This window comes from Parabacteroides goldsteinii, assembly GCF_020091425.1.
Taxonomy (GTDB): domain Bacteria; phylum Bacteroidota; class Bacteroidia; order Bacteroidales; family Tannerellaceae; genus Parabacteroides; species Parabacteroides goldsteinii.
The window spans coordinates 1,053,616-1,073,966 of the sequence record NZ_CP081906.1; the positions used below are offsets into that span (position 1 = coordinate 1,053,616).

The window sequence follows — 20,351 nt, forward strand, 5'->3', positions numbered from 1 at the left end:
CAAGCGGGGAATCTCGCAGACGCATAGAAACTTGATTGAATAAATTTTAGAACAATGAATATATCTTACAACTGGCTGAAAGAGTATCTTGATTTCGACTTGCAGCCCGAAGAAGTATCAGCAGCACTAACCTCTATCGGTTTGGAAACCGGGGGAGTAGAAGAAGTTCAAACGATCAAAGGTGGACTGGAAGGACTGGTTATCGGCGAAGTTCTGACTTGTGTGGAACACCCGAATTCTGACCACTTGCATATCACGACGGTGAATGTCGGTGGGGAAGAACCTTTGCAAATCGTTTGCGGTGCGCCCAATGTCGCAGCAGGCCAGAAAGTGGTTGTCGCTGTGAACGGTACGAAACTCTATGACGGTGACGAAGTCTTTACCATTAAAAGATCAAAAATCCGTGGCGTTGAGTCGAACGGTATGATCTGTGCGGAAGATGAGATCGGTATCGGAACAGACCATGCCGGCATTATCGTGCTTCCGGCTGATGCGGTTGTAGGAACTCCTGCCAAGGAATATTATAATGTAAAGAGCGACTATGTGCTGGAAGTGGATATCACTCCGAACCGTGTGGACGGAACTTCCCATTTCGGTGTTGCCCGCGACCTGGCTGCTTACCTGAAACAGAACGGTAAGCCGACAGAACTGAAACGTCCGTCTGTCGACGCTTTCAAGATCGACGATGAAACTCCGGCTATCGAAGTGATCGTTGAAAATACGGAGGCATGTCCCCGTTACTCCGGTGTTACTATCAAGGGCGTAACAGTGAAAGAAAGTCCGGAATGGTTGAAAAACCGTCTGAATATAATCGGTTTGCGTCCTATTAATAACGTAGTGGACGTAACCAACTATGTATTGCATGAAATGGGACAGCCTCTGCATTCATTCGATGCAGGCAAGGTGACAGGCGATAAAGTGATCGTGAAGACGATGCCGGAAGGTACCAAGTTCGTCACCCTGGATGGTGTTGAACGTACGTTGACCGATCGTGACCTGATGATCTGCAATACGGAAGAAGCCATGTGTATCGGTGGTGTGTTCGGCGGCCTGGATTCAGGTGTGACGGAGCAGACTACGGATGTATTCCTTGAATCGGCTTGTTTCCATCCGACATGGATTCGTAAGACAGCCCGTCGCTTCGGTTTGAACACCGATGCTTCTTTCCGCTTCGAACGCGGTCTGGATGCGAACAATACGATCTATGTATTGAAACGTGCCGCTCTGTTGATCCAGGAAGTAGCCGGTGGTAAGATTACCGGATCTATCCAGGATGTTTATCCGAATCCGGTACAGCCTTATACCGTAGAACTGACTTACAACAAGATCAACAGTCTGATCGGTAAGGACATTCCGGTAGAGACCGTTAAGAGTATTTTGGCTAGCCTGGAGATGGAAATCGTTTCGGAAACAACCGAAGGTCTGACCATCCATGTGCCGGTTTACCGTATCGACGTACAGCGTGATGTCGATGTAATTGAAGATATCCTCCGTATCTACGGATATAATAATATAGAGTTCAGCGACAGCGTAAAATCAAACCTGAGCTACAAGACAGCTACCGATCGTAGTTATGATCTGCAGAACCTGATCTCTGAACAGCTTTGCGGTTCAGGTTTCAATGAGATTATGAACAATTCGCTGACACGTTCCGCTTATTACGATGAACTGACTACTTATCCGGTTTCTCATTGCGTTATGCTGATGAACCCACTGAGTGCAGACCTGAACGGTATGCGTCAGACATTGTTGTTCGGCGGTCTGGAAAGTATCGAATATAATGTGAAACGTAAAAACGGCAATATCCGTTTCTTTGAATTTGGCAACTGCTACGATTATAATGTAGAGAAGAAGCGTGAAGACGCTACACTGGCCGAATTCTCGGAAGACTATCGCCTGGGATTATGGGTTTGCGGCGACCGTGTGGAAAACAGTTGGGCGCATGCAGATGAAAAGGCTACCGTGTATGAACTGAAAGCCTATGTGGAAAATATCCTTATCCGTCTGGGCGTGAATCTGAAGAAGGTTGTCTTCGGAAACCTGAGCAATGATATGTATTCAACAGGCGTAAGTATTACAACAACTTCGGGCCGCGAACTGGGTACGTTCGGTATCGTAAACCGTAAGATCTGCAAGGCTATGGATATTGATTTCGAGGTATATTATGCTGAGTTGTCCTGGACATTGCTGATGAAGGAGACAAAGAAGAATAAGGTGACATTCTCCGAGATCTCTAAATTCCCGGCAGTAAAACGTGACCTGGCTTTGTTGCTGGACAAGTCCGTTCAGTTTGCTGAGATCGAAAAGATCGCCGAAGAAAGCGAACGCAAACTGTTGAAGGAGGTTTCCCTGTTCGACGTTTACGAAGGCAAGAACCTGCCGGACGGAAAGAAATCGTATGCCGTAAGTTTCTACCTGCAAGATGAAACGAAGACATTGAACGACAAACAGATCGACGCGATCATGCAGAAGATTCGCAAGAATCTGGAAAGCAAACTGGGTGCATCATTGAGATAAGACAAAAGTTTATAATAATATAATACAGATATAATATGGGAAGAGCGTTTGAGTTCCGTAAAGCAAGAAAATTTAAACGTTGGGGTAATATGGCCCGCGTATTCACAAAACTGGGTAAGGAAATCACTATTGCTGCGAAAGCAGGCGGTCCTGATCCGGAGAATAACCCCCATTTGCGTGCTTTGATGCAGAATGCAAAGAAGGAGAATATGCCGAAAGAAAATGTGGAACGTGCCATTAAGCGTGCTGTAGAAAAAGATTTCTCCGGCTATAAGGAGATGACTTATGAAGGTTACGGTCCGTTCGGTATTGCTATCTTCGTGGAAACAGCGACCGATAATACAACCCGTACGGTTGCCAATGTGCGCAGTTATTTCAATAAACATGGCGGCTCACTGGGTACAAGCGGCAGCCTTGAATTCCTGTTCGATCATAAATGTGTATTCCATATCAACAAGAAAGATGGTATTTCGTTGGAAGACCTGGAACTGGAACTGATCGATTATGGAGTGGATGAAGTAGACGAAGACGAAGAAGAAGTTGTTATCTACGGTGAATTTGCTCAGAACTCCGCTATCCAGAAATATTTGGAAGAGAACGGTTACGAAATCACAAGCAGCGAGTTTGTTCGTATCCCGAACGATCTGAAAGAAGTGACAGCCGAACAGCGTGAAACATTGGATAAGCTGATTGAAAAGCTGGAAGAAGATGACGATGTACAGAATGTATTCCATAATATGAAGGAAGACGAAAGCGGAGAAGAATAACATTCGCTTTGACCTTATAAGAAAAAAGAAGTGGTATCGGATTAATTTCGGTACCACTTCTTTTTTTATGTAAGTTATATTTATTTCATTACTTTTGCAGCCGCTAGTATTAATAATAACTCTATTGGATTATGAAAAGGGTAATTTTTATGTGTGCACTCATAGCTATGAGTGTAATTTCTTCTTATGTCTCCGCTCAGAAAGAGCTGGGGATTTTTTAATTCTCTCTCAGTTGGTGTAAGTGCCGGAACAACAGGTATTGGCGTTGATGTAGCGACTCCGGTCACTCCCCATTTTGTCATCCGTGGAGGTGTTTCGTTTATGCCGGGTATTAAAATCAGCACAGATGTGGATGTGGACTGAATGATCCCGATCTGGGAAGCTATCCGAGTACGCTTGACCTTAAAGGTAGTATGAGCCGTGCTTCCGGAGAATTATTGGTGAACTACTATCCGTTCCTGAGTTCTTCTTTCTTTGTGACGGCCGGTGCTTATTTCGGCGGTTCCAAGTTAGTGAAGATCACTGGCCACAGCGATGAGTTGAAGGAATATGTGAACGAAGGTGGAAAGGCCGGTATTGTTATCGGTGATCAGACGATTCCGGTAGACAAGGATGGTAATATCGCCGGCGGTCTTAAAGCAGCCGGATTCCGTCCTTATCTGGGAGTAGGTTTCGGACGTGCAGTTCCTAAAAAGCGTATCGGCGTACAGTTTGAATTAGGTGTTCAGTTCCACGGAACTCCCAAAGTGTATACGGATGCCGGAATCCTGGGTAGTACTTCAACCGACGGAGACGACAGTTTCACAAAAATCATAGATAAACTGACTGTTTATCCGGTTATGAAACTGCGCTTTTGCGGCAGATTGTTCTGATAACTTTTTATTTGCAGGTATGTCTGATATCAGTTAAGCCTCGGCGCAAACTGATTTAGATATACCTGTATTCTGTTACCCTATTTTTCTTGTACAAAGTCTGTAAAGTTTGACCAGTCTTCTACACGGAAAGCACGTATATCTCTGACTGAATTTTTAAACCAATCAATATGCTTTAATGCGTCAATCGCCCTAAACAGATTAGACATATCTGTATTCTCTGTCATATAGACGCTTCCTTGGGTATTATAGAAATTATATTTCCTGAGTATTTGATTGATCTCGAAATATGCATTATTGTAAGGTTCACCGTAATGCAAACGAAGGTCGGCAATCATCATGTCGAATGCTATTGCATACATACAGTATCTGGTTTTGATGGTATGAAATATTTCTGTTCACCGAAAAAGATACGGCCTAATTTATCCTTGATGGCAATAACTATTCCCTTAAAAGGATTGTGTTCCACATCAATCACTGTTCCTTCTACCCACTCATTTAACCCGGTGAGCCGGGGATCTGCTTTTGCTACATCTCCTTTTTTCATCTCTTTAATCGTTTTAATAATACAAGCAAAGATAATTATTATTCCTGTTTCCTGTATCTCAAAGAATGTTTTTTAATGTAATGTTGGTTTATGCAAAAAACAATCAAGGTTCGCGTCAAGCCTTCATCCTAACAATAAACAGCACCGGATTATCTTCTTCCGTACGATCCGGGAATGCTTTCTTTACTTCTTCTCCTGAACGGCAATAACAGAAAGAATTGTTATAAATATCCAGTGATTTCAGGTCGGGAACCCTTCCCGTATGGTAGAAATTATCTTCGAAGCCTCCTGTTACATTATAGGCATAGTCTTCCCGGCGATCGTAACAGAACGTGTAATTCTTATCCGTATCAGTTGCGTCCGAGTAAGTGGAAACCAGATAACGTCCGGCTATGCAGAGGGGTAAGATTGAGGAATATTCCTCATGTATATTCAGTTTGTTCCGTCTGATCAGGTAAAGCGTATCCGCCAGTAACTCGTCCGGCTGGGTGGAAGGCGAATAGGCGTAGACATTCCCGTTGGTAACGGACAGTTCGGTAGAGAAGCAGGCACCCAGATAGAACCGTCCCAGGTCGGCAGCCGTCAGTTTGCGGGCATCCTGGAGGTTGAATGTCGTATCGAATTTATAGAGCCACTGGTTGACACATTGTTTGCCGGTCCCCTCTTCGGAGGGCGACAACGATTGTGCCGTCATCCATATATGGCGGTTATGGTACATCAGGCGGGTAGGGGTATTCAATGGATTGATTCCGGCAAGGCTTTTCCTTTCCAGCAACGTCCCGTCGTAATCATAATAATAAACGTTTTCCCGGTCGTCCATGACGATCAGTTGCTTTTCGAGCGGATCGATGACGTAATCGGTAACCAGGAAATGCTTATTACTGGTGATCCGGCTAAGGAATTTGCCGGAGCAGTCGAAATGAAAAAGCTGGCCGTTGCTTACCAGGAACAATTCATTCCTGTCGCGCTTGATCTGTGTGGCATGTTTCAGCCGGCAGTCGGATGTTGTTTCCAGCGGAATGGCGATCACTTCGTCGGCAACGTCTGAGAGGGAGCCTTCGGTGGTGCTTTTCACCGGCATATCTTCACTTATAATCTTGTAACCTTCGTTTATATAGATTATTCCAACGAGCAAAAGTAATAGCAAACAGGTTTTTTTCATTTCATCATTCATTTAAAAAGGAACATACATATAACGCTTTTATCTCCGGATTATTGAACAAAGCGGCAATTTCTTTTCATTTAGCTTTGCAGGAAAACCCAGTTATCCCCGTTCGACAGACTCTCGTCGTAGGTAAATCCTTCCCAAGAGAAGTTTTTGAGAGCTTCCGGATCAGTGATCCTGTTTTTCAGTATATACCGTGTCATCTGTCCGCGGGCCATCTTCATGTAGATCACGATAGTCTGCGCTTTTCCGTCTTTCCATACCTTGAACTCCGGTGTGATGATGCGGACGGTGCTCCCGACTTTCTTCCAGTCGTATGCCCCCTGTATTTCCTGGCTGGCAAGGTTTATCAGGATGTTATCGCTCTTTTTTACTTCGTCGATCAGCAGTTCTGTCTGACGCGGACGCCAATAGTTATACATATTTCCTTCTCCCAACTCCGGCAGCTTCACCTCATATTCCATCCGGTAAGGCTTGATCAGGTCGAGCGGACGAAGCAGTCCGTAGCAGATGGAGGCAATCCTCAGATGGTCGTTTGCATACAAGAAATCATCTTCCGTGAAATCTTTGGGGTTGATATTCTTGAAAACCACTCCGGTATAAGCCAGTAATGCCTGTAAGGAGTGTACCTCTGCGGTATGGAATTCCTGAAACCGGTTGTAATTCTCCAATGCCAGTTTGGGATTCAGTTTCAGAATCTTTTTCAGGTCGTCGGTAGAGAACTGTGCCATATTCAGGGCTATCTCATTCGCTTCCTGTGCGAAACGGGGCATCGTCCCGGCAGGAGCTTTTATTTTGGATGTACCGGTCATTGTTTTGGCCGAGGTCAATATAATCAGCATACTTAATTTATTTATCTGTTTCAACAGGTAAAAGTAACAATAACAAATACAACTTGGTGCTGTTGTTAAATCTTTATGCGTTTAATTTATTTTATTTATTCAGAAATCCGTTAAATCAAGTTATATTATATATTTGCCTGCATAAAATGAATGTGGGTATGAGGATACATGTTTTGTTCGCTTGCTTGTTTTTCCTTTTGAATATTTCATGTGCGGAAAAAGAGGAAGGCGATGATTGGGTTGGGGTCTCCCAGGAGCTGTTATTTCAGGCTTTGCAAAATGATTTGTCCATTCGGGAAATTAAGCAAACGTCCGGTTCCTTCGAGATTTTGTTCAGCGATAATAGTGTCATCTCTTTTCCCGGCGGAAAGAAAGTCTTTTATACAACCATCGGAAACAATAATAATTGGTTGATCAATGGAGTCAATACCGATATAAAGGCCCTATCGAACATACCAAATTCCGAATCAAACCTTCAGTCTATAGATGTCGATGGCAGAGGAAATTGGTCGATAAACGAAAAAAGTACGACTATACAGGCTGCTATGCCTTTGGATATGCCTGACATCCCTGTCCTTAAAAATATAATAGAGTCAAGGCATTTCTTCTATTTTTATTATTCTGACAGAACGATCCTCCGGTTTATGAGGCAGAATAGTAATAATCATTTGTCTGATAAGAAGCAACATCTTCCTGCCCGTCCTGCCTCGTTGAAAATATTATGTATTGGAAATAGTTTTACGGAAGATGCGACAAGTGGGCTGCCCAGGATTATTAAATCAGTTGGTTTGAGTCATATTTGTATCGGTCACCTCATTGCGGGAGGAGCTTCTCTAAGAAAGTTTTATGAAGGTTATATGGAGAATTCTCCCATCGGTATATATCAAGTTACAAATGATCAAATGGAGTGGACGACTATATCGGATAATTTTACATTGAAGCAAGCATTACAATATGCTGATTGGAATATCATAACCTTTCAACAAGTTTCTTATGATGCGGGAAGGTATCAAACTTATCAGCCTGTTTTTTCCAGTTTGATCGATATTGCAAAAAATGAATGCCGTAAATCCAAACCTGTTATTGCCTGGCAAATGCCCTGGGCATATGGAACCGGATGTCAGGAAGAGTATTTTGGTAAGTACGGATATAATCAACAGAAGATGTACAAAGCCATCACCAATGCGACGAAAGTAATGATGAGCCAATCTGAGGTGGATATACTGGTGCCGGTCGGTACCGCAATCCAGAACTTAAGAAATACGAGCCTGAATAATTCTCCGTTGGATATAACGAGAGATTATCGTCATCTTGATTGCGGTATAGGCCGGTACACTGCCTCTTGCACGCTGTTTCAAGCATTAATAGCTTCTGTTTACAAGGTCGAACTTTCTGATACTCCTTTCCTTGATGCGTATGGAGATGTCCCTGTTACGGAAAAGAATTTTAGAATATGCCAACAGGCAGCTATAAATGCCTGTAATACACCTTTTACCGTAACGCCACCAACCGATTAAGTGGCATTAGTTCGTTCCTCCCTGTCTTTTAATTTAAAACATATTATAAATTAATATTTTCCTCCCTTATTTTTTTGCTTTTGAGCATGCGCAAAATTAATTTTTAGCTTGCCTGAATTTAATTTTTAGCATGCTGAAAATTGATTTTATGCTTGCTGAACAGAAAAATTATTGCTATCTTTCGCATTAAATAACAAGGACTTTAAACTTAAATCTATTGCTTATGTGTGCTAGATATACCTTCTATAAAAATCCGCCGAACCGGGAGACGGGTGAAACAGGTTCATTGTATGCGAAAGTTGTCTCCGACGGAAAGGTCACGACCGATGAGTTGGCTGATGAGATAGCTGATATCTGTTCGTTCAGTCCCGGTGATGTAAAGGGAGTGATCCGTGCTTTGTCGGACAGGCTGGCCTTTCATTTGAAATATGGCGAAACCGTTGATCTGGATGGTATAGGTAACTTCTCCGTTACCTTAAAAACACCAAAAGGTATCACCAGTCCGAAGCAAATCCGTGCCGAGTCGATCAGTTTCAATAATGTTGTCTACCGTTCTTCTCCCCAACTTAAACAGCAATTGAAAGTAATGCCCCTTGAACGTGCCATCCTCCCCAAACGTAAGGAACAGGCCGAAGAGGAGCGCCTGCAACGCATCCTCACCAAACTGAAAACCAACCACCTCATTTCTTCTTCCGACTGTATGGGTTTTAATCAATGTAGCCGCTATCAAGCCCTGAAAGACTTGAAAAAGCTCTACGAACAAGGTAAGCTGACCCGATTGGGAAGGGGAAAACAGAAGTATTATGTGTTAGCGGAAAACTGGCAAAAAGGGATGCGGAAAGAGGAAGAAAGCAAAGAGTAAGCTTTTCTGAATCGATCACGTTAAAGTTTCATTACTACTCAGAAAGAAAAATAAACAGCTCACAGGGCGTTTCTGTGCTAAACATTTCATATATTTGTTGCGGCAAAGGATTTATTTCCTGGGCTGACATAAATATTTATAGAAGCGTTTAGCTTATTCCGACGTAAAGAAATCTGGACAATTTCTCGTTAGGTGGAATAAATTGAGACGCTCATCCTTGTTGTATATGTATTTCATATATGATAAAGGTGTGAGCTGTTTTTTTATCTCCTAACAGGGCAGTCCAGAGCCTCTTTACTGGATAAACTAACAGGCTCACACTTCTTTTCTTAAAAAACACTCCGGGCCTCAGTGTTACAACTGCTAGTATTATGAAACACATGTTACACAAGTGGATTATTCCTATCGTTTTGTTAATCGGGTTTATTGTGGTTTTGGCTGGTTGCCAGAAAGATTTAAGAGATGATGTGGACGATTTATTGGATAGAGTCTCCAAACTGGAAAAGATATGTGAACAAATCAATTCGGATATTACAGGTTTGAAACAAATCGTATCTGTACTGGAAGCAAACGACTACATCACAAGTGTAAATGAACTAGCCGATAAGAGCGGATATGCCATAAATTTCCTGAAAGGTAATACAATCGTTATCAAACATGGAACAGATGGTGATTGCCCTGTAATCGGGGTGGAAGAGTTTGAAGATATTTTTTATTGGACACAGAAGATAGGAGATAATTCGCCATCCTGGATATTAGATTCTGAAGGAAATAAAGTACAGGCAACCGGAGTGAACGGCACAACACCGATTATAGGTGTTAATAAGAATGGTAATTGGACAGTCGATTATGGAGAGGGTGTCCAGGAAATAAAAGTAAATGGTAAGCCTGTTCCTGCCAGGGGAAAAGATGGGCTCGACGGATATTCTCCGTTTAGAAGTGTGACGGATCAAGGGGATTATGTCGAAATAAAATTAACCACCGGAACTGTATTAAAGTTGCAAAAGTGGGAAGAAAAGAGGATGAGGGTCGTGTTTGATGTAAATGCGGAAAACCTTATATCTGATGTGGTGTACTTAAACGAGGAAAGGAGGATATCTTATTATGTAGAGAATCCTGATCCGCAAGCCTCTGTTTATTTTGAAGCGACTAATGGCTGGATTGTCGAACATATTCCGAATGAACAATCTATTCTGTTGAAACCTTTTGCTGCTTCCAATGAAGATGGATGTATAATAGCCTCTGTTATGCGTGATAACAGGCTTATTTCACAATTTAGATTTTTTGTAAAAACAACTTTGATTTGTCAGCCATTGAAAGCAGAGAATATTACAGCTAATCCGGAAGAATTGGAAGCCATTGGTGGAAAAGTCCCTGTAACGATTAATATTACTTTTGAAAAAAGATGGTTTAATAAGGATGCAGTAGTTGTTGTGACTCCTTACCTTCGTTATCAAGGAGAAAAATCATTGGGAAACTCTTATACCTATCGGGGAGAGAATATAGTGGGAAACGATTGGCAGATGGTTTCGTATGAAGATGGTGGTAGGGAGACTCTTAAATCTTCATTTGACTATAAATCGGAGATGCTTAATAATTCGAAGTTGTATTTGAATTTTGATATAACGATTCATGGAAGGAAATTAACTGTACCTGATGTGGAGATTGCTAGCGGTGTTATAACTACTGGTATTGTTGAATGATGGCAATCACTTAGAAGTCTTTATTTGCTGAACTGCAAAGATCAGACAAAAAAGTTTCTGGTTAAGTAGATAAACTTTAGGGTATGTAGATTATATTTTGTATACTTGTTGTGCACTTGACTGCTGGGTGTGGTCAAGCGCGTGCCATATGATATGGCTTCAATGTTTCATCAGAGAAGTTACTATTTATGCTACAGTACATCAAAAACGAACAACATTATACCTTCTTTATCGAAGCTATCCGGCAAGCCAGGCGGACGATCTGGATCGGGACTGCCGATATTAAAGATCTGTATATTAAGGAAGGAAAAGATGCTGTCCCCTTGCTGAAGCTTTTGGAACAGAAGGTGAAGGAAGGTGTGGAGGTCCGTCTGATCCATGCCAAAGAACCGGGACAGAACTTTCGGGACGACTTCGATAAATATCCTTTGCTTTGGAGCCGGATGGAACGTGTATTGTGTCCGCGTGTCCATTTCAAGCTGTTGATATTTGATTTGAAGCAGGCCTATATTGGGTCGGCAAACTTAACGGGAGCCGCTTTGGGCATGAAAGGAAAAGATAACCGCAACTTTGAAGCAGGAATATTTACTTCGGTGGAAGAACTGGTGAAAGAGGCTGTCGACCAATTTGACTGTTTGTGGATGGGGATTCCCTGTAAGACCTGTAAACGGAAAAAGTTTTGTTTGGATAGGATTGTTAGTGAATAATAAATTGAAACTTTGTAAAAGTATAGAATTATGACAGGTGCAATAGCTGGAGACATCATTGGCTCCGTTTATGAGTTTGATAATATAAAGACAACGGACTTCCCGCTGTTTACGGACGAAAGCGATTATACCGACGATACAATCATGACAGTAGCCGTTGCGGACTGGTTGCTGAATGGGGGAGACCTGGTGAAGGTTATGCAGCGGTATTCAGCTGAATATCCTTGTCCGATGGGCGGTTATGGTGGCCGTTTCAGTTACTGGCTTATGGAAGAGAATCCGTTACCTTATAATAGTTGGGGAAATGGTTCGGCGATGCGGGTAAGTGCTGTCGGATGGAAATTCGATTCATTGGAAAAGACATTGGAAGTGGCTAAGGAAACGGCTATTGTCTCTCATAATCACCCCGAAGGGATAAAAGGAGCACAAGCCACTGCTGCCGCTATTTACCTGGCACGAAGCGGAAAGAGCAAACAGGAGATCAAGCAATATATAGAAACCGCCTTTTCTTACGACCTGGACCGTTCCTGCGATGACATTCGTCCGGACTATTCTTTTGATGTTAGTTGCCAGGGAACCGTTCCCGAAGCGATCATTGCCTTTCTGGATAGTTCGGATTTCGAGCATGCCATCCGCCTGGCTGTTTCGCTGGGTGGCGATAGCGATACGCTGGCTTGCATAACAGGAGGGATTGCAGAGGCTTATTATGGTATGCCGGTAGATATAAAGCGGGAAATCAAAAAACGAATACCGGAAAAGTTTAATGAAATAATAGGTCGATTGATTGTTGCAAAAGAAATTTCTTGTTAACTTTATACGATTAAAATATTAAATATTATGGCACGACAAATTAAACCAACACCTGTCCTAAAGGGCGAAGATGCTGTCAATTTTATTTATAAAATAGAACAGCGCAAAAAGGCCAGTAAAGAAGAACTGGAACGAATGAACGAAGGATTTCAACGAATAAATAAAATGATGACATTTAAATTTTAGAAGTATGAGATCCAATTTCCGAATAATTAAGTTATCGGAAAATTATCAGCTAAGACCTTTTGACTGTGGAGATAATGATCTGAATAATTTTCTGGTAGAAGATGCGTTACCTTATAAACAACGCTTGCTTTCTGTTACTTATCTAATGGTTTCAGATGATGATATTGTTGCCTATTTTAGTTTGTCTAATGATAAAATATCTATCCCGGAGAGTGATAAAGCTACGTGGCGCAGAATAAAAAAACGTTTTCCTCATGCAAAGCATAGAAATGATTATCCAGCAGTGAAAATAGGTAGACTTGCTGTAAGTAAAAAGTATCAACATGAACATTTGGGTTCTGATATACTCTTCTTTATCAAGAAAATGTTTGTTACCGATAATAGAACGGGATGTGGTTTTATTACTGTTGATGCCTTGCGGATAGCCCTTCCTTTTTACTTAAAGAATGGTTTCGAGTACCTAAGAAAAGAAGATATACTGGAAGAAGCCGATAAAACAGTCCTTTTATTTTATGATTTATATTCGTTAACTTTATAATAATATGCTGCAAATGAGAGGCATCGCTTGTTGAGTTTTATAATATGGGGTATAACCTATAAAATAGAAACTTTACTCCATACCTCATTCTGTATATCCCCAATAGTAAATGTATCCTTATCTTTATCAAAAGACAAGGTGAATTTGTAATATGTATCACTTTTTATGTGGCGGGATATACTTGGGGTTGCATAACTATTTTCATCGGGCAAGTTAATATGAGGAATTAATTTGACAATGTAAGTCTTGTTGTTCATTGTTATATGTACTTGTGAATATTCCTCTCCCCAATAAGCAAATACAATCGCTTTATAATGTTGTGGGTTCTTTTTGTCCCTGAATGGTTTGATTGACATCTGGTTGTCCAGCATGACAGTAGCGGAGGCCGGAACATTCTTCAATTCAAAATCCAATAAAGCATTGTAATGAACCAGAGTACCGGAAATGCTTATAGATGCTTTTCCTGAATATTGACAATATAGACAATCGGCTGCTAATAACTTTTCTTCGGTTGTTTGATCAAAAATCTTTATAGAGGCAGTATCGGAAGTTCCGTATATGAAATTGGAGTAAAAACTAGGTGAGGCAAAGAGTATAAACGGACCAGCTCCCGGAGCAAGCCAGTCTTCGCCATTGTTGTTTGTTCCTATAAATAAGCCTGGAATATAACAGGGTTCATCTTTGGGAAAAGATTTAATCATTTTCCCGTCTATAGTGTAATCATATATGTAAGAATAATTCATTGCCAATATCCAATTGCTCCGTTTGGATAGGTCTACGTCTGTAAAGCCGTCGAATGTTTCAATAAAAATATCCTCTTTTTCTTCTTCCTTGTCTTTTTCATTCAAGAGGTACTTGTTACATGACAAGCATATGAATGTACAGAATAATAATAAGACGGATATACTTTTTTTCATCATAATTGCATAATAGATAATGCGTTCAAACTGGAAATGTCTGAGCGCAAAGGTATTAAAAAAATGACTCAAAGGCAGAAAGCCTCTTGTAAATCTAAAAAAACAAACTATCTTTGCGGTACGAACAGAGTAAATAAAACAATATAATAACCTTTTTATGTTTAGTGCATCGGTATAAATCCGTATTTCGAGTTCACATCTCCGGTCTTTGAGATGTCATTATACTAACGGTCAGCTTCGCGTATTTGCGAGAGGCGGATCAATCGTTTTGTTGGTATTCTGTCGGAATATGGATAATCTCATTTTCTAAATAAACTATTTTATAAACAGATATTGGTCTATTAATTTGATGGACGGCCAATGTTATATAGTAATGAGAACATGATTTACCCGAATAATTTTGAACAAAGAATAGGTATAGATACAATTCGTCAGTTTGTTACAGAAAAATGTTTAAGTACTCTGGGAGAAGAAAAGGTCGCAGCGATGGACTTTTCGACAGACTATGCCACCATTGCCAGATGGTTGGAGCAAACAGGGGAGTTTTTACAAATCTTGCGTAATAAAGAAGATTTCCCGGTCGATTTCTTTTTGGATGTCCGCGATACCCTGCAACGGATAGGAGAGGATATAACAGCATGGCTTTCGGAAGAAGAAATAGCCGGGCTGATGAATTCTCTTCAGACTATCAGTAATATAGTAGCCTTTTTACATAATGCCAGGACGGATACCGGAAGAATGAAGTATCCTTCATTGACATTTATGGCCGGTCAGATAACCGTTTTCCCCTTGTTGATTGATAAAGCCAATTCCATATTGGATAAATCTTGCCAGGTGAAAGATAATGCTTCGCGTCGGCTTGCGGATATACGCAGGGACAAGGCCGAAGCGGCAAAAGCCATTACCCGTCATATGCAGATAGCGATACGGGAGGCACAGGCGGCAGGACTTATCGGCAGGGATGCACAACCCAGTCTGCGTGAAGGCCATATGTTGATTCCGGTCAATGCAGCCAATAAACGAAAGATCAAAGGCGTGGTACACGCCGATTCAGGCAGTGGTAAAACGGTATTTATCGAACCGGAAGCAGTGGCAGCAGCCAGTAGCCGTCTTCGTGAATTGGAGAACGATGAACGCCGTGAGGTTGCAAGGATACTGATCGAATTTACAAATCTGGTACGTCCGCATCTTGCTGATCTGATGCGTTCCTATCTCTTTATGGGCGAAATGGACTTTATCCGTGCCAAGGCTTCATTTGCCCTGCGTATCAATGGGATCAAACCGGTCTTTGAAAATGAACAACAGGTGGAATGGATACAGGCTGTGCATCCGCTGCTGAATATACAGTTGCGTCAACAGAATAAGGAAGCATTCCCTTTGGATATCAGGTTGAACAGGAAGGACAGGTTACTGATTGTTTCCGGAGCAAACGCAGGAGGTAAGTCCCTCTGTCTGAAAACGGTTGCCTTGCTGCAATATATGTTGCAGTGCGGACTGCTTATCCCTGTGGATGAAAGTTCGCGGACAGGTATTTTCGATCATATCTTTGTCGATATAGGAGACGGGCAGAGTATAGAAAACAGTCTTAGTACCTATACTTCGCATCTGACCAATATGAAGTTTTTTGTAGAAAACTGTGATAATAAAACGCTTATCCTGATAGATGAATTCGGTAGTGGGACAGAACCACAAATCGGAGGTGCTATCGCTGAAACCATACTCGACCGTTTTAACCGGAAGCATAGCTTCGGGGTAATAACAACTCATTTCCAGAACCTGAAGCATTTTGCCTATGAGACCGACGGGGTTGTGAACGGAGCCATGCTTTACGATGCTGAACGCATGCAGCCGTTATACCGACTTTCCATCGGCAGTCCGGGAAGTTCGTTTGCTGTTGAAGTAGCCCGCAGGATCGGCCTTCCGGAAGATATTATTGTCGATTCGTCTGCTAAAATGGGTGAGGATTTTATCCATATGGATAACTTCCTGCAATCTATCGCACGGGATAAATTGTATTGGGAAGATAAGCGGAAAGAGATAACAGCCATTGAACGTAAAGCGGTTGAAGGTAGGGAGATAGAGGCTGCCGGGTTTCTTGAATCATCAAAAGATAAAGCGGAAAATCCTGTAAAGAAGCAATCTTTGGAAAATGCCGTTATCGAAAAAGGAGATAGCGTGAAACTGGACGGTCAACCGACAGTCGGCGTTATCCTGGAGTTGCAGGGAAAACAGGCCACCGTTGCATTCGGCATGATGAGAAGCACTGTTGCCCTGAAACGGTTAACGCTGGTAAGTAAAAAGAGAAAATAGAAATCGGAAGAAGAGGGGATCTTATCCCTCTTCTTCCAACTTCCGTATTTCCTCCACCTCTTTATTTAGTCGTTTGAACTGTGCAGGTAAAATATATCTCAGATTTACAAAGATAGAGATTGCCATGATCGTCATAATAAGGAGTAGCATGATGGCCCCTTCGGTTGTTGTGAATAAAGGCATGTTGATCATCAGGAAGATACCGGCTATGCCTACCGGGCTGCTGCAATAATTCCTTTTCGTCATTTTCAATTTGAATAATTCGAGTTCGCTGATTTTCTTCTTGTTCTCAAGATATGATTCCGTCAGGTCTAGTTTCCGGAGCTTCAGGTAATAACCGATCAGTCCCCATAAGGTAAAGCAGGCAAACCCCAGGAATAACCCCAGTCCAACATAAAAATTGAATATATTCCGAATCTGTATATTCGTAAAAAGCAGAATGAGGATTATCACCGGAAAAGGAATTCTGAACAGGAGGATCAGGAGATTCTTTTTCTTCATCCAGCTTGTTTCCTTGTTGATCTTCTCCATTAAAGCACTTTTATTCAATTGCACGTTTGCTGCAATTTGCAGGTTTTCCTGCTTCCAACTGTTTTTTATAGCGTCGAGTTCCATACTAATTCATTTTTGAGGATTCATTTGTTTTCTTAATTGCTCTTTTATCCGGTTCAGGCGGGTACTTACGTTTGTCCGGGATATACCGAGGATTTGAGAGATCTCTTCGTACGATTTATCATCCAGGTAAAGCAGAATAATCGCTTTGTTCTGTTCTGATAAAAGTTCTATGCACTGATAGAGTAGTCCTATTTCCGAGGAGTTGTCGTTGGGGATATCGAGGATATCGCTGCCGTCCAATACTTTCAACTCATCGAAAAACAATACTTTGCTGTTGTCCCGCTTTCGTTTGACATTCAGTGCCACGTTCAGCGAGACACGATATATCCAGGTCGATATTTTGGAGTCGCCTTTGAATTTGGGGTACGACTTCCACAATTCGAGGATGATATCGTTGACCAGGTCTTTCCGGTCCTGTGTGGTATAAGCATACACCCGGGCGATCTTGATGAGGATGCTTATATTCGATTCCAGGGCGGAAAGGAAGTCTGTTTCACGTTTTATCATATTCTTTTCTCTTTTAGTTTGTATTGGATTAGTAACCCGACAGATGAAAAAGTCACAATATGTAGTTTTTTTATCTTGGAACGAATATAACACTATCCGGCAAACCTTTTTTGCTTTCTTGTTGTTTTCTCTTCGAAAGTACGTAATGTGTCGTTACTTCCGACTGAACGACAGGGTGTCTTTCTCTGATTTTTATATAAATATGACAAAATGTCTTGTTTTTATTCTGGTATTTCTTTTGTAGATATATCAGTGGAATTTGAAAATAATAAAGACAACAAGAAAACAATATAGCATATGAATTTAAACAATTTTACAATTAAATCACAGGAAGCTGTTCAGCAGGCCGTTCAGTTGGTTCAGAAGAACAACCAGCAAGTGATTGAGCCTGTTCATTTGCTTAAGGCTGTCATTATGACGGGCGAGAGCGTAACGAACTTCCTTTTCCAGAAACTGGGTGTGAATATCCAGAATCTGAACATGGTGCTGGATCGTCAGATAGAATCCTATCCGAAAGTATCCGGCGGTGAACCTTATCTGTCAAGCGAATCGAATGCCGTTTTGCAGAAAGCAATCGACTATTTCGGTAAGATGGGCGACCAGTATGTTTCCCTGGAACATATCATCCTCGCTTTATTCACCGTAAAGAGTACTGCTTCACAGATCTTGAAAGATGCAGGTGTGACGGAAAATGAACTGAAAAAAGCGATCGAAGAATTGCGTAAAGGTAATAAGGTAACCAGTCAGTCCGCAGAAGATACATACGACTCATTGAGCAAATACGCTATCAACCTGAACGAACGTGCCCGTAGCGGCAAGCTCGACCCGGTGATTGGTCGTGACGATGAAATCCGTCGTGTATTGCAGATTCTGAGCCGTCGTACAAAGAACAACCCGATCCTGATCGGTGAGCCGGGTGTCGGTAAGACCGCTATCGCCGAAGGTTTGGCACATCGTATTATACGTGGCGACGTTCCGGAGAATTTGAAATCGAAACAGATTTTTTCTTTGGATATGGGAGCTTTGATTGCCGGTGCCAAATATAAAGGTGAATTTGAGGAACGTCTGAAGTCGGTTGTTAATGAAGTAACCAAATCGGAAGGTGAGATTATCCTCTTTATTGATGAAATACATACATTGGTAGGGGCCGGAAAGGGCGACGGTGCTATGGATGCCGCCAATATCCTGAAGCCGGCACTGGCACGTGGCGAATTGCGTTCCATTGGTGCGACTACCCTGGATGAGTATCAAAAATATTTTGAAAAGGATAAAGCCTTGGAGCGTCGTTTTCAGGTGGTCATGGTCGAAGAGCCGGATGAACTGGATACTATTTCTATCCTGCGTGGTTTGAAGGAGAAATATGAAAACCACCATAAGGTTCGTATCAAAGACGATGCGATCATTTCGGCCGTACAGCTTTCAAGCCGTTATATCACCGACCGTTTTTTGCCGGATAAGGCAATCGACTTGATGGATGAGGCTGCCGCCCGTCTGCGTTTGCAAGTAGACTCCGTACCGGAATCATTGGACGAAGTAACCCGTCGTATCAAACAGTTGGAAATCGAACGCGAAGCGATCAAACGTGAGAACGACAAAGGCAAGCTGGAGCAGTTGAACAAGGAAATCGCCAACCTCAAAGAAGAAGAGAGAAAACAGAAAGCTCAATGGGAAAGCGAAAAAGAATTGATCAACAAGATTCAGCAGAACAAGATAGATATCGAGAACCTGAAATTCGAAGCCGACAAAGCCGAACGCGAAGGCGACTACGGTAAAGTGGCCGAAATCCGTTACGGCAAAGTAAAAGCCAAAGAAGAAGAGATCAAGGAAGTACAGGCCAAATTGCATACGATGCAAGGTGCTGCTGCCATGATCAAGGAGGAAGTCGACAGCGAAGATATTGCCGATGTAGTATCCCGTTGGACAGGTATCCCTGTTAATAAGATGTTGCAGAGCGAAAGGGACAAACTGCTTCGTTTGGAAGATGAACTGCATACCCGTGTGATCGGTCAGGATGAGGCAATCAGTGCGATAGCCGATGCCGTACGTCGTAGCCGTGCCGGATTGCAGGACCCGAAACGTCCGATTGGTTCCTTTATCTTCCTCGGTACGACAGGTGTCGGTAAGACAGAGCTGGCCAAAGCGTTGGCAGAATATCTGTTTGACGATGAAAATATGATGACGCGTATTGATATGAGCGAATATCAGGAAAAATTCAGTGCGACCCGTTTGATCGGTGCGCCTCCGGGATATGTCGGTTACGATGAAGGCGGCCAGTTGACGGAAGCTATCCGTCGTAAGCCATACTCCGTTGTCCTCTTCGACGAGATCGAAAAGGCGCATCCGGATGTATTCAATATTCTCTTGCAGGTATTGGATGACGGGCGTCTGACGGACAACAAGGGTCGTGTCGTAAACTTCAAGAATACCATCATCATCATGACCAGCAATATGGGTTCATCGCTGATCCGTGAAAGTTTCGAGAAGATTACACCCGACAACCGTGAAAAGGTGATCGATGAAACCCGTATCCAGGTGCTGGAACTGTTGAAGAAGAACATCCGTCCGGAATTCCTGAACCGTATCGACGAGATCATCATGTTCACTCCGTTGAACGAGGAAGAGATCCGCAAGATTGTCACTTTACAGTTGAACAGTGTGAAAAAGATGCTGGCAAACAACGGTATCGCTTTGAACTTTACTGATGCCGCTCTCGACTTTATCTCGGATGCTGGTTACGATTCCCAGTTCGGTGCCCGTCCGGTGAAACGTGCCATCCAGAAGTATGTCCTCAACGAATTGTCGAAGGAAATTCTGGGCATGAAGATCGACAAGAACCGTCCGATCACGATCGATCGCGAAGGGGATGGGCTGGTGTTTAAGAATTGAAAATTAAAAATTGAAAATTGATTAAGACTCGGGTTTGTTGTAAATCCGGGTCTTTTTTTGTTTACATTTGCAACATTAATCTA

General features: G+C 42.3%; 18 protein-coding genes and 1 pseudogene. 12 read left to right on the forward strand and 7 right to left on the reverse strand.

Annotated features, from left to right (window positions below; translation table 11 throughout):
- The first annotated feature begins 54 nt into the window (after window positions 1–54).
- The 3 genes and pseudogenes from pheT to K6V26_RS28695 all read left to right on the forward strand — a co-directional run bounded on the left by pheT (window position 55) and on the right by K6V26_RS28695 (window position 4,156).
- Window positions 55–2,517 (forward strand): phenylalanine--tRNA ligase subunit beta, encoded by a 2,463-nt coding sequence (pheT, locus tag K6V26_RS05235; protein WP_224264788.1) that lies wholly within the window; start codon window positions 55–57, stop codon window positions 2,515–2,517.
- 35 nt (window positions 2,518–2,552) lie between these two features.
- The gene (locus K6V26_RS05240; protein WP_007652801.1) at window positions 2,553–3,284 is read left to right on the forward strand and encodes a YebC/PmpR family DNA-binding transcriptional regulator; all 732 of its coding nucleotides are present in this window, start codon (window positions 2,553–2,555) and stop codon (window positions 3,282–3,284) included.
- A gap of 131 nt (window positions 3,285–3,415) precedes the next feature.
- Window positions 3,416–4,156: pseudogene (locus K6V26_RS28695) on the forward strand (hypothetical protein).
- A gap of 80 nt (window positions 4,157–4,236) precedes the next feature.
- On the opposite strand, the gene K6V26_RS05255 reads toward K6V26_RS28695, so the two are convergent.
- The 4 genes from K6V26_RS05255 to yaaA all read right to left on the reverse strand — a co-directional run bounded on the left by K6V26_RS05255 (window position 4,237) and on the right by yaaA (window position 6,710).
- Window positions 4,237–4,518, reverse strand: a complete 282-nt coding sequence (locus K6V26_RS05255; RefSeq protein ID WP_007652803.1) for a virulence protein — start codon at window positions 4,516–4,518, stop codon at window positions 4,237–4,239.
- Window positions 4,506–4,703 carry a hypothetical protein gene (locus K6V26_RS05260; protein WP_007652805.1) on the reverse strand — a complete coding sequence of 66 codons (198 nt, stop codon included), beginning with the start codon at window positions 4,701–4,703 and terminating at the stop codon, window positions 4,506–4,508. The genes K6V26_RS05255 and K6V26_RS05260 overlap by 13 nt, the downstream gene beginning before the upstream one ends.
- Window positions 4,704–4,818: 115 nt before the next feature.
- The gene (locus tag K6V26_RS05265) at window positions 4,819–5,865 is read right to left on the reverse strand and encodes a 6-bladed beta-propeller (protein WP_007652808.1); all 1,047 of its coding nucleotides are present in this window, start codon (window positions 5,863–5,865) and stop codon (window positions 4,819–4,821) included.
- Between the two features lie 80 nt (window positions 5,866–5,945).
- On the reverse strand, window positions 5,946–6,710 hold the full coding sequence (gene yaaA / locus K6V26_RS05270; RefSeq protein ID WP_007652812.1) for a peroxide stress protein YaaA: 765 nt from the start codon (window positions 6,708–6,710) through the stop codon (window positions 5,946–5,948).
- Window positions 6,711–6,868: 158 nt separating this feature from the next.
- On the opposite strand from yaaA, the gene K6V26_RS05275 reads away from it, so the two are divergent.
- From K6V26_RS05275 to K6V26_RS05305, 7 genes are all read left to right on the forward strand, one after another.
- The gene (locus K6V26_RS05275; RefSeq protein WP_224264791.1) at window positions 6,869–8,227 is read left to right on the forward strand and encodes a DUF4886 domain-containing protein; all 1,359 of its coding nucleotides are present in this window, start codon (window positions 6,869–6,871) and stop codon (window positions 8,225–8,227) included.
- Between the two features lie 223 nt (window positions 8,228–8,450).
- On the forward strand, window positions 8,451–9,089 hold the full coding sequence (locus K6V26_RS05280) for an HU family DNA-binding protein (protein WP_129698942.1): 639 nt from the start codon (window positions 8,451–8,453) through the stop codon (window positions 9,087–9,089).
- 371 nt (window positions 9,090–9,460) lie between these two features.
- Complete coding sequence (locus tag K6V26_RS05285; protein ID WP_224264792.1) at window positions 9,461–10,792, forward strand: PL29 family lyase N-terminal domain-containing protein; 1,332 nt, start codon at window positions 9,461–9,463, stop codon at window positions 10,790–10,792.
- Between the two features lie 188 nt (window positions 10,793–10,980).
- The gene (locus K6V26_RS05290) at window positions 10,981–11,499 is read left to right on the forward strand and encodes a phospholipase D-like domain-containing protein (RefSeq protein WP_010799918.1); all 519 of its coding nucleotides are present in this window, start codon (window positions 10,981–10,983) and stop codon (window positions 11,497–11,499) included.
- 30 nt (window positions 11,500–11,529) lie between these two features.
- Complete coding sequence (locus K6V26_RS05295) at window positions 11,530–12,309, forward strand: ADP-ribosylglycohydrolase family protein (RefSeq protein ID WP_224264793.1); 780 nt, start codon at window positions 11,530–11,532, stop codon at window positions 12,307–12,309.
- Between the two features lie 27 nt (window positions 12,310–12,336).
- Window positions 12,337–12,495 (forward strand): hypothetical protein, encoded by a 159-nt coding sequence (locus K6V26_RS05300; protein WP_158579651.1) that lies wholly within the window; start codon window positions 12,337–12,339, stop codon window positions 12,493–12,495.
- Window positions 12,496–12,499: 4 nt separating this feature from the next.
- A complete protein-coding gene (locus K6V26_RS05305) occupies window positions 12,500–13,033 on the forward strand; it encodes a GNAT family N-acetyltransferase (protein WP_224264794.1) in 534 nt (177 codons plus the stop codon).
- 56 nt (window positions 13,034–13,089) lie between these two features.
- Here the strand turns inward: K6V26_RS05305 and K6V26_RS05310 are convergent, their stop codons facing one another.
- The gene (locus tag K6V26_RS05310) at window positions 13,090–13,881 is read right to left on the reverse strand and encodes a hypothetical protein (RefSeq protein ID WP_224264795.1); all 792 of its coding nucleotides are present in this window, start codon (window positions 13,879–13,881) and stop codon (window positions 13,090–13,092) included.
- Between the two features lie 450 nt (window positions 13,882–14,331).
- Here K6V26_RS05310 and K6V26_RS05315 point away from each other — a divergent pair, with 450 nt between their 5' ends.
- Window positions 14,332–16,260, forward strand: coding sequence for an endonuclease MutS2 (locus K6V26_RS05315; RefSeq protein WP_449590473.1), 1,929 nt, complete (start codon window positions 14,332–14,334; stop codon window positions 16,258–16,260).
- Between the two features lie 21 nt (window positions 16,261–16,281).
- Here K6V26_RS05315 and K6V26_RS05320 read toward each other — a convergent pair whose 3' ends face one another.
- Window positions 16,282–16,875: a hypothetical protein gene (locus K6V26_RS05320; protein ID WP_224264797.1), complete on the reverse strand. Its 594-nt coding sequence runs from the start codon at window positions 16,873–16,875 to the stop codon at window positions 16,282–16,284.
- A gap of 6 nt (window positions 16,876–16,881) precedes the next feature.
- On the reverse strand, window positions 16,882–17,382 hold the full coding sequence (locus K6V26_RS05325; RefSeq protein WP_046147561.1) for an RNA polymerase sigma factor: 501 nt from the start codon (window positions 17,380–17,382) through the stop codon (window positions 16,882–16,884).
- A gap of 297 nt (window positions 17,383–17,679) precedes the next feature.
- On the opposite strand from K6V26_RS05325, the gene clpB reads away from it, so the two are divergent.
- Window positions 17,680–20,268: an ATP-dependent chaperone ClpB gene (clpB, locus tag K6V26_RS05330; RefSeq protein WP_224264798.1), complete on the forward strand. Its 2,589-nt coding sequence runs from the start codon at window positions 17,680–17,682 to the stop codon at window positions 20,266–20,268.
- Window positions 20,269–20,351: the final 83 nt, after the last annotated feature.